Consider the following 829-nt stretch of genomic DNA (forward strand, 5'->3'; position numbering starts at 1 on the left):
GACTTGGAAGAAGTGAGAATGTTTTATGGGCTAAGGATAATAAGCAAATAAAAGAAGTAGCTAATGATTTATTAGAGAATGCTCAACATTTAAATAAAATAAAAACAATTATAGATATCAAAGATAAAAAAACTGGAAAAATCATAAGACAAGAACCGATAGAAATTAATGTTTATTTGCTAGAAGATAAGGTGACAAAAGTGCAAATTAGAAGCAATTCTCAAAGCGGCGGGGATACGATAGATATCATCCATAATTTAGAATCAAAAACAAAAATTCATAATTTAAGAGATTTAAGATGAAGTATAAAGTGGTAAATAAAGAGTATATGGATTTTATTTTTCATGATATTCCTTATAAGTTAGGCAAAAAAATAAACAAATACTATGAAATGGAGTTATTTTTAAAAATACCAAATATTAATAAAACAGATATTTTAGAATTATTTGAAGTGGTAATTTTAACAAGTCTTGATATTAAAGCGGAGATGGATGAAACAATTTTTTCTGATTATCTATTCGATTTTTCAAATTTATACAAATTAACTAATCATTATACTGATGATTATGTGGCTATTATAGGACAGCTTTTTTTAGATGACTATATTGATTTTTGGCGTTGTGCATACCATGAAACAGACAATACAAAGGCAAAGACTCCTAATTTATCACAATACAAAAAAGAAAATAAATATGAAACTTGGAAATATTTTAGAGATAATTATATTTATTCTTACAAAGATAATTTAGTGAATCATGCAACAAAAGAAGATTTTTGGGGAAATTCGAGTAATTGGGATATATATAATATCAATGCAATTATTACCCCC

General features: G+C 25.6%; 2 pseudogenes. Both read left to right on the top strand.

What is annotated here, in order from left to right:
- Positions 1-302: pseudogene (locus CAMP5053_RS08210) on the top strand (hypothetical protein); the annotation flags it as partial.
- Positions 299-829: pseudogene (locus CAMP5053_RS08215) on the top strand (hypothetical protein); the annotation flags it as partial. The pseudogenes CAMP5053_RS08210 and CAMP5053_RS08215, both read left to right, overlap by 4 nt.

Source organism: Campylobacter sp. S4:11 (assembly GCF_024723695.1).
GTDB lineage: Bacteria > Campylobacterota > Campylobacteria > Campylobacterales > Campylobacteraceae > Campylobacter_D > Campylobacter_D jejuni_C.